This is a genomic window from Desulfosarcina sp. (genome assembly GCF_041551955.1).
GTDB lineage: Bacteria > Desulfobacterota > Desulfobacteria > Desulfobacterales > Desulfosarcinaceae > Desulfosarcina.
In genome coordinates this window covers 1-9,098 of record NZ_JBFELV010000191.1, presented here as the reverse complement: position 1 = coordinate 9,098, position 9,098 = coordinate 1, and the positions used below count along the sequence as shown (strand labels likewise).

The following is a 9,098-nucleotide window of genomic DNA, read 5'->3' as shown; positions in this document are numbered from 1 at the left end:
TAGGCGACTTCCGACGCCCGACCTCAGACCTCAGACCTCAGAACCCGGAACCCTGAACAGCGAACAGTGAGCAGTGAGCAGTGCGCAGACTAACTGATGAGCTCATATGCTGGTGCGCTGAAAGGCTCAAGGTTGAACCCGGAACATAGAACGCAGAACCCAGAACGCAGAACCCAGAACGCAGAACCCGGAACGCAGAACCCGGAACGCAGAACGCAGAACCCAGAACCCCGAACCCCGAACCCGGAACTCAGAACCCGGAACCCCTATTCCGGATCAGGGTTTTATAGTTGTGATTCAGGTATTGCCTGCCTCTTCGTGCCATCGTATAGGTTTTACAAGCAATGTAATCCATCACCCGCCTCATGATACCATCGGAAAAGATCGGTTTGCTTCAGCGTTGCACCCAAACGACAGGCCGCAAGCGATCGGGGAAAAATGAAAAACGAGATGTTTCGCATGGGTAAAGGCGATTGGGTGGGTGGCCTGTCAGCGGCAATCATCACCCTTCCCATGTCCATCGCCTATGGTATCGCGGCGTTTTCCGCACTGGGTCCGGACTTCCGACCCCATGCGGCGCTGATCGGGTTAAATGCCGCCATTATAGGCGGATTCGTAGCGGCCTTGCTGGGTGGGGTTCCAACCCAGATATCCGGGCCCAAGGCACCGTTGACGCTGATCATGACCACTGTTGTGGCCAGTCTGGCAGCGGAGCCCATTCTGCATGAGCTTTCGACAGGCAGGGAATGGGTCGTTTTAGGGCTGGCATCGCTCTGTGTCGCCGTTGGTGGGATTACCCAGGTCCTCTCCGGCTGGCTGGGGATGGGCAACGTCGTCAAATACATTCCCTATCCGGTGGTGTCCGGATTCATGAACGGCATCGCCATCCTGCTCGTCTGGAACCAGCTGCCATCCTTTTTAGGCCTTGCGGCCACAGACTCGGTAACCCATGTGTTTTTGGATTTTTCGCCGGTCCATGGGTGGACGTTGGTCATCGGTGCGTGCACGTTGATCAGTATTTTTGTTACCAAACGCTACTTCAAAAAAATCCCATCTTTTTTGACCGGCCTCATTGTGGGGTCGGGTCTTTTTTTCATGATTCCAGTATTTGGCGGCTCGACACAACAAATTGCCGCCATCGGCGAACTTCGAGCGGTGTTGCCATCGCCGACCGCCTTTTCAGAATTGAAACAGCTTTCCTTTGATTCATTCTCCGGCGCCTGGATGTTGAAAATTTTCATGTACGGAATCATTCTCGGCGTGATCGGTTCGATGGAGTCACTGATGAGTGCCGTGGCGATCGACAACATCCGCGGCAGCCGCCATGACAGCAGGAGGGAGTTGATCGGCCAGGGCATGGGCAACCTGATTGCCTCGTTTTTCGGTTCGCTGTATGCCGCGGGGTCGATTCCGCGCTCCATTGCGAATTACAGGGCAGGCGGGCGGCATAAAATTTCCGGGGCAATCTGCAGCCTGATGATTCTATTCATATTCCTGACCCTGGCGCCCCAGATCGGAAAAATCCCATTATCCGTCTTTGCGGCGATCATCATTTACGTGGGCATCAATCTGTTTGATCGGTCGACGCTGCGCCTTTTCCAGGCAATGCGGACGCCAGGCAGCGTCAGAAGAGATGTTTCGGTCAGCCTGCTGGTCAATGCGGGGGTGGCTGCGATCACCGTCAGCATCAATCTCGTCTGGGCGGTAATCATCGGCGTCGCCATCTCTGCCGCCTATTTTATCGTCAAGATGGGAACCTCGGTTATCCGGCGAGAATACACATCTGAATTGATCTGCTCCAATCGCGTCAGAGACTGCAAGCAGATCACGATTCTGAATCAAAACAAAAACGTGATCAATGTGTTTGAGCTACAGGGACCGATTTTTTTCGGATCGGCGGATCGACTGGCCCAGATTCTCGAGGCCAGGATGGCTGCTGCGACCTATTGTATCCTGGATATGAAGCAGGTTACCGAAATTGACAGCACCGGAGCCACTATTATTGTCCGTTTGCATAAAAGCCTGCGAAAAATGAAAAAATGGCTTCTGATCAGCCACATCAATGCCAATCACGGATTGGCGCAGTTCTTAGCGATAAGCGGCGTGAAACTGGTAATTCCCGAAGACTATTTTTTTTCAGATACGGATCTGGCGATAGAATGGGCGGAAAATCGATTGCTGGAACAAATTTGCCCGGCGGAATCATGCAGGCACTATGAATTGAACGATCTCGATATCTTTCTTGGATTCTCCCCGGATGAAATAAATCAGATCCAAACCTTGCTGACAAAAAACAGGTTTCAAAAGGGAGAACTGGTCATCCGGGAAGGCGACACGGATCGGGATCTGTATATCCTGACACGGGGTTCGGTCAGCGTAAAAATAATGCTGCCGCTCAGCCAGGGTGAGAAAAGGTTGTTCACTTTCAGTGCCGGTGTCGTCGTCGGAGAGATGGCGCTGCTGGATGGAAAGCCCCGTTCCGCAAACGTCCAGGCTGATGAGGATTCTGAAGTCCTTTGCCTCTCACGCGCCAACTTTGACAAATTGCTTGCCGATCAACCGCAAGTTGCCGCCAAACTGTTGAAAAACATCGCCATGGTGCTGAGCCACCGGCTGCGGGCGCGATCGGACGAGTTGAGGGTGTGGGCGGACTATTGATCAATCAGTGGGTGGCACACGTCAGGCACGGATCAAACAGCCGGATGCAGCGGCCGATCGCCTCCTGGCCGGACTCGGACAGCGAGCCGTGCTCGAGGTGACTTTCGGCCAGGTCCTTGATGATGAGGTTGATCAAGGGATTGTTGAACTGGGTCGCCACCAACAGCTTCAATCGTTCGATCCGGCCCCGGTTGATGGTATAGCTGTGGATCAAAACCCCACGGGGGGCCTCGACGACGCCGATGCCTTTCCCGCTCTCGCCTGGATCGATGGGGACGGTTTCGACCGCCGACAGGTCGATGCCCAGCAGCAGCTCCTTTATCCGGGTTGCCGCCCAGAAGATTTCCGCCAGCCGCAGGACATCGATGTATTCGATATGAACGCCCCGGGATGCCCGGGCCCGGTCGATGATTTCATAACCTTCGAGTTCCGGCAGGTTGATCGCGGAATCGTCAAAAAATGCGCGGGCGAGGGGACCGACATGAAAAATCCCGTCGGGAAAGCCCAATCGGGACAGATAGGGAAACTTGGCAAATGACCAGTCGGCGCGCATTTCGGAAACATGGTCCTCGATGACCGAAACCCTGAATCGATCGACCTGCGCACCATCCATGGCATAGACGTTGAAGCGGCCTTCCGGGCCGGAATCTTCATCGTGGCATAAAAAGTTGACTGGGTTGTGGGTGGGAAAATCGATTCTCTGTTCAGGAAGGGATCGTCCATTCAAGCCGGACAGGATTTGACGGGTTTGATCCGCCACCCGATCGCAAACCGCAAGGATCTCCTTCAGATTATCCGATGACGGCAGGACAGACCACCCTCCCGCCTGCATGGCGATGGGGTGGACGGACCGCCCGCCCAGGATCTCGACGATCCGGCTGCCGGCTTTTTGAATTGAAAAGGCAACCTCAGCGATCCGCGGATGGTGTTGCATCAGGCCGAAAATACCCTCCTTGGTGCCGAGCACATCCGGCTGGGTCAGGAAAAAGTAGCTGATGGCATGGCTGGCGATCCACTCGCCATACACGGCCGCCTGGCGGAGTTGGTTGACCGATTCGGGGACGGTGATCGCCAGTGCATTTTCGATGGCGCGCAGGCTGGCTGTCTGATGGGCCGTGCTACACAACCCACAGATGCGTGAGACGATGTGGGGGACGTAGGCGACGTCTTTGCCCTGGCAAAGCTTTTCAAAGCCGCGAAAATCTTCGACCATCATCCTTGCCGACTGCACCCGGTCCTGATCGATCTCGACGTGGATCGTCGCATTGCCTTCGATCCGGGTGGCTTTCTTGATCAGGAGTTGATGTTTCATTTCATCCTCAGCAGTTTTTCCGGGGCTTCGCTGTCGATGTCGAACATGAAGTGGCCACCTTGCTTGATCCGTTTGATGATTGCCCGAAAACGGCCTTCGTGCTGGGTATACCGTCGTCTGAATCCATTCGTGGCAATCTCGTCCAACGTATAACCGGCTTGAATATCCGTGACCGTTTTCTTGGAAGGGCCCCTACACCCCCAGCAGGGCACGCCCTTTTTGGGGCAGACCGAATCACAGCCACCCCGGGTCATAAAACCCAGACAGACCCTGCCCAGGGAATTGAAACAATAGTTCTCTGAAGTGGCAGCATTGACCGACGATGCCGTGTCCGCGTTGTTTTTCAATGGTTTTCGCCCACATTGGGCGCACACGATCGGTGCGGTCTTGAACGGCTGACCGCCGGAAAACGTGCGCAGCCAATTCAACAGGATCGATGGCGTTGGCGGGCACCCGGGAAGGTAGGTGTCAACCTTTACGAAACTGTCGACGGCGAAGGCGCGGCGCTGGAGTTCGATGCCCTTGGGTTGGAAGGTGCTTGAACGATCGACGCCGGTTGCGCCGGGAAAATAGTAGGCAAAGGCATCATCGGTGCTTCCATAACTCTCCGCGATGACCGCTTCGGCTTCAAACCGGTTGGCCAGGGCCGGTATGCCGGCAAAGGCCGCGCAGGTTCCCCAGGCCACCAGGTGCCGGCATCGGCGGCGGGCCTCGATCAGCCGCCTCTCATCCTCTTTGAGTCGCACCACCCCGTCGACCAATATCACATCCGATTCCGGCAGATCCGCCTGGTCCATCAGCATCTGGCAGTAGTTGATGGATGCCATGGAGAGGATTTCCGAGAGCGTGGCGCAATCGAGCATGACTGCCGAACAGCCGGCGCAGGTCGAGAGCGAGACAATGGAAAGGGATAGGCGGCCCCGCTTTTTCAGCCTCGGCACCCATGGCGAGCGCTGCTGCTCGCGAAGGTTGTCGGGATCGGAAAGGGTGTGTTCGAGGCAGGAAAGCCGGAAAATCAAGGTTTTGATGATGGCAACGGCCAGTTCCGGCTGATTTTCGAGGCTGGCCAAAAACTGTTTCCGGTCGATGACAATCAGGTCTGTGGGCTCCAGCGCCGTGACCGCAGCGCTTCTGGGCATGTCGGCGATAATCGCCATTTCCCCGAAAAAATCCCCCGGGCCGATGGTGCCGATCAACCGCGAAGCATGGGTTTCACCTTTGCTGACGCCCACGCTGCCGCTGACGATCAGGTACATGGCGTCGCCGGGTTCACCTTCACGAAAAATCGTCTCACCCGGGGCGGCATGATGCCGCAACGGGTCCCCGTTGGCTCGGGAACTGGAGATAAACAGATCATCCATGAGCCGGTTGGCCTCGGGCAGCGTCTCGGCTGCTTCAGCCGGCACCCCGCCCCGACCACTGCCCCAAACCTTTTCGCTATGGCTGGCGACGGCATCTCTGAACCCCTCGTTTTCTGACATCTTTTGCCGGTAGCGCCGGTGGGCGCGTTGAATGCGCTGGATCAGTTTTTTCAGCAGATGCAGCGACACATCGGGATCCTGTTTCAACCGGTCGATGAACAACGTCTTGGGCAGCGGGATCAGGCGGGTGAGGCTGATTGCGGTGATGGTGGCGGATCTGGAATCATTTTGCAGCAGCGCCATTTCCCCGAAAAAATCCCCTTTTTCGAGAATGGCGATCACGCTTTCCCGGCCGTTTTTGCATTGAGACACCTCCACCGCCCCGGACTGAATGATGTACATGGCATCGCCGGGATCGCCCTGCCGGAACACGATATCCCCCCGCCGGTAGGTGGTACCGAAAAGTTCAGCGCCCTGTTCCATTGTCTCCTCTGGTTTGCCGGGAGGAATCGTCGTGTTTATGTTTCGTGCCTGCGACCGAAAAAAACAACCCTCCCGTTTGCGGAAGGGCAAGGGATTTCAAAGACGGGAAAACGTCCTGGGCCTGAATATGGTTCGATCCTGATGAACGGGTATAGACCATGAATCGTTGACCCATATCATATCATTCCGAGCGGACTTTTCAAGTACCCCCGCGCGCAGACGATCTATTTGTTACCCTTAGACTGACTAAGGGTTTTATAGCTATATTTTTATTGTTTACATTGATGGTGAATGAGATGTAACATCTATAGAATTATAAAAAAGCAAGTGTTCGAATGGGTTTGGCACTGAACATTATGGCTTTTTCCCTTCCGTTGATTTCGACAACACGTATCGATAAAAAAATAAAGCAGGCTACCGCGCTGATTCGGTGTGGCAGCAGTTTATATTCATGCAGTGTAAGCTTGTATAATGGTCTTCCATTCAAAGGCGATCGTCCATGCCTGGTGTTTCGCGTATCTTGGCGACAATGCGGATTCTATAGAGTGAGTGATCGAAAATGATAAATGATAAAACGGTGGAGCTGAGTTTGCCAAACGTGGTCGGTTACGAGCGTATCGCCATGGGGTGTTCAGAAACATTTGCCAAGAACCTGGGCTTTCGGCGCGAACGCATCGAAGACCTGAAAACCGCTGTGGCCGAAGCCTGCCTGAATGCCATGAAACACGGCAACAAGGGGCAGACGGATGCCCGCGTCATCGTGGTCATGAACCATGATGAGGATTCGTTCCAAGTCGAAGTGTGGGACAAGGGCAACGGGATCGATCAATTCCCCAACGATCCGGATATCGACAACATCATCAACCAGATGGACCCCATGGTCGGTTTCGGCCTCTTTTTAATCAGAAAACTGGTGGACAAAGTCGAATTCAACAAAATTGACAGCCAGGGCCATGTCGTAAAAATGATCGTCAAAAAGAACTGATGGATTTCCCTGGAATGTGCGCGGTCTGATAATGGTTTTCATCGAGGACGCTGAGGCGACAGATAGAACAAAGGACCTGAAATCACATGGAACACCCCAACGGAATTATCCTGGAGAACCACGCAGCGGTGACCCTGATCAAGATCCAGGGGGACATTACGGCGTATTCCGAATCCTTCCTGAATGAAGCCTACCAGAAGGCCACTCAGGAAGGCACGGATCGGTTTCTACTCCAGTTCGAACCGGAAGCCTACATCAACAGCGGCGGTATCGCCGTTTTGATCCAACTGCTGGCCCTCTCACGCAAAAATGACCAGCGCATCGGGATCACCGGACTGTCCGAACACTTCAAGAAAATTTTCAAGATGGTGGGCATCACCAAGTTTGCCAAGATTTATGAAGATACCGAACAAGCGTTGGAAGCCATGCAAGGATGATATATCCAAAAAAATCCGTCTGGGCTGTCATCCCCGCGAAAGCGGCGATCCAGTGGAATCGATGAATCATCGGCCAACGCCTTCGCGGGGTTGCCGTGAGTGAAGACTGCTTGGGGAATTGTAATACAGAGCCATTAATGAACCAACTCGCATCAGGTACACGGCGATGCAACTCGACAAAGACATCGAACAGGTCCGGCAATCTTTGATCAAAGCCGATAAGATCCAGGAGGAACTGGATCGCCGCGTTTTTCACCTCAAGACCCTCTACGACGTCAGCAAGGACATCTACAGCAGCACCGATACCAAAACCATCCTGCGCAGCTTCCTGTTGATGTCCATGGGCAACTTCGGCGCCATGGAAGCCATCATCACCCTGGCCGACCTGCCTGAGAAGGCTGCTCAACACATAATTGCCATCGGTTTGGGCGTCCACGACCGTTCCCAGCTCGAACCGTGGAGCGTCGAGGCGGTGCTACGGCAGCCGTGCACGTGCGAGTTGACCCACTGTGAATTCCTGTCTGAGGAATTGCCCGAAGCGATCGATTTGGCCGTCTCTTTTCGTCTGGACGAAGATTGGGCCGGCCTTTATGCGCTGGGGCCGAAACTGATCGGCGACCCTTATAGTGAAAATGACAAGGAACTGCTGGTGACCTTGCTGAACAACCTGGTCATCGCCCTTAAAAACGCCCGTTCTTTCGAGGAGATCAAGCAGCTCAACGCTGACCTGGAAGCCAAGAACATCCAACTCCAGGCATCCCTACGCAAGGTCGAGCTGCTGGAGAGCATCAAGGACAACCTGAGCAAGTTCGTGCCGGTCACCGTCAGCCGCATGATCGAAAAATCCCCCACCGGTGTCATGCCGGAAAGCCGGAAAAGGGACCTGTCGGTCCTCTTTCTGGACATCGAAGGGTACACGCGGCTGTGTGAGAAGCTGGGCGGCCAGGAGACCAACTCGATCATCGAAAAGCACTTCTCCGTCTTCATGGACGCCATCCACGAAAACAACGGCGATGTCAACGAAACCGCCGGTGACGGGCTGATGGTCCTGTTTCTGGACGACGACGAGAAAACCAACGCCCTGCAGGCTGTGCGCACCGCCCTGGCCATCCGTGGCAAGGCCCAGGAGATCTGCGACCAGTGCACATCCCTGTACCGCCCTCTGGACATCAACATGGGCATCAATTCGGGCATGGCCCTGGTGGGGGCGGCCAAGTTCGACAGCTACACCGGGTCGCGCTGGACCTACACTGCCCGGGGGCAGCTTACCAACATCGCCGCCCGGGTTGGCGCCCAGGCGAACAAGGGCGGCATATATATAACCAAAAGCACGGCCGAACGCATCAAGGATGAATATGAGTTGAATTCGGTGGGGGCTCTGGAATTGAAAAACGTCTCCGAGCCGGTGGAGGTGTTTTCCTTGTGAGAAATGTATATTCTGCCAATACGTTAAAACATAAAAAGAAAACAGCCTCCAAGAAATGTAAAGCGTCATGTTACATCGTCGGCCCCATGCGGCTGCAAAACGAGTTGATGGCATCCTACCTGAAAGAAAAAACCGGCAACGCGTGCTCCGCCATAGATGATATCCGTCAGATTCCAGACGACGACCCGCAAGACGAAAACCAACAGAAGTTCCTGTTCGTGGACTGCCAGGGAAAAAGCCTGAAAGTCCTTCTTGCCGAGTTGGGCCCCTTTATCGACAACCATCGATTGGACAACCGGATTGTTCTCTTCAACGTGCCCGCCGAAGCGGAGTTTCAAAAGGATTTCATTTCAAGGGGGATCCATGGTTTTTTTTACGATCGCGACCCGCTTGATAACTTTTTGAAAGGGGTTCAGGCGGTCATCGACGGTCAACT

At 54.5% G+C, this 9,098-nt stretch carries 7 protein-coding genes; 5 read left to right on the top strand and 2 right to left on the bottom strand.

The genetic code is table 11. The annotated features are described in order from the left end of the window. Positions 1–459: 459 nt before the first annotated feature. Positions 460–2,658 (top strand): SLC26A/SulP transporter family protein, encoded by a 2,199-nt coding sequence (locus tag ABYV26_RS14655; protein ID WP_372682098.1) that lies wholly within the window; start codon positions 460–462, stop codon positions 2,656–2,658. A gap of 4 nt (positions 2,659–2,662) precedes the next feature. Here the strand turns inward: ABYV26_RS14655 and ABYV26_RS14650 are convergent, their stop codons facing one another. Next, positions 2,663–3,970 carry a Ni/Fe hydrogenase subunit alpha gene (locus ABYV26_RS14650; protein ID WP_372682097.1) on the bottom strand — a complete coding sequence of 436 codons (1,308 nt, stop codon included), beginning with the start codon at positions 3,968–3,970 and terminating at the stop codon, positions 2,663–2,665. Next, complete coding sequence (locus ABYV26_RS14645; RefSeq protein ID WP_372682096.1) at positions 3,967–5,814, bottom strand: cyclic nucleotide-binding domain-containing protein; 1,848 nt, start codon at positions 5,812–5,814, stop codon at positions 3,967–3,969. Before ABYV26_RS14645 ends, ABYV26_RS14650 begins: the two co-directional genes overlap by 4 nt. A gap of 559 nt (positions 5,815–6,373) precedes the next feature. Here ABYV26_RS14645 and ABYV26_RS14640 point away from each other — a divergent pair. The 4 genes from ABYV26_RS14640 to ABYV26_RS14625 form a co-directional block, all read left to right on the top strand. Further along, positions 6,374–6,799 carry an ATP-binding protein gene (locus ABYV26_RS14640; RefSeq protein ID WP_372682095.1) on the top strand — a complete coding sequence of 142 codons (426 nt, stop codon included), beginning with the start codon at positions 6,374–6,376 and terminating at the stop codon, positions 6,797–6,799. Between the two features lie 86 nt (positions 6,800–6,885). Then, complete coding sequence (locus tag ABYV26_RS14635; RefSeq protein WP_372682094.1) at positions 6,886–7,236, top strand: STAS domain-containing protein; 351 nt, start codon at positions 6,886–6,888, stop codon at positions 7,234–7,236. Positions 7,237–7,402: 166 nt separating this feature from the next. Beyond that, positions 7,403–8,662: an adenylate/guanylate cyclase domain-containing protein gene (locus tag ABYV26_RS14630; protein ID WP_372682093.1), complete on the top strand. Its 1,260-nt coding sequence runs from the start codon at positions 7,403–7,405 to the stop codon at positions 8,660–8,662. Then, on the top strand, positions 8,659–9,098 hold a 440-nt coding region (locus ABYV26_RS14625; RefSeq protein WP_372682092.1), incomplete at its 3' end, for a hypothetical protein. The genes ABYV26_RS14630 and ABYV26_RS14625, both read left to right, overlap by 4 nt.

What these genes read in the sequence shown, in the direction of transcription:
- ABYV26_RS14655 (WP_372682098.1), top strand. Translation starts at nt 460, where the DNA reads ATGGGTAAAGGCGATTGGGTGGGTGGCCTGTCAGCGGCAATCATCACC.
- ABYV26_RS14650 (WP_372682097.1), bottom strand. Translation starts at nt 3,970, where the DNA reads ATGAAACATCAACTCCTGATCAAGAAAGCCACCCGGATCGAAGGCAAT.
- ABYV26_RS14645 (WP_372682096.1), bottom strand. Translation starts at nt 5,814, where the DNA reads ATGGAACAGGGCGCTGAACTTTTCGGTACCACCTACCGGCGGGGGGAT.
- ABYV26_RS14640 (WP_372682095.1), top strand. Translation starts at nt 6,374, where the DNA reads ATGATAAATGATAAAACGGTGGAGCTGAGTTTGCCAAACGTGGTCGGT.
- ABYV26_RS14635 (WP_372682094.1), top strand. Translation starts at nt 6,886, where the DNA reads ATGGAACACCCCAACGGAATTATCCTGGAGAACCACGCAGCGGTGACC.
- ABYV26_RS14630 (WP_372682093.1), top strand. Translation starts at nt 7,403, where the DNA reads ATGCAACTCGACAAAGACATCGAACAGGTCCGGCAATCTTTGATCAAA.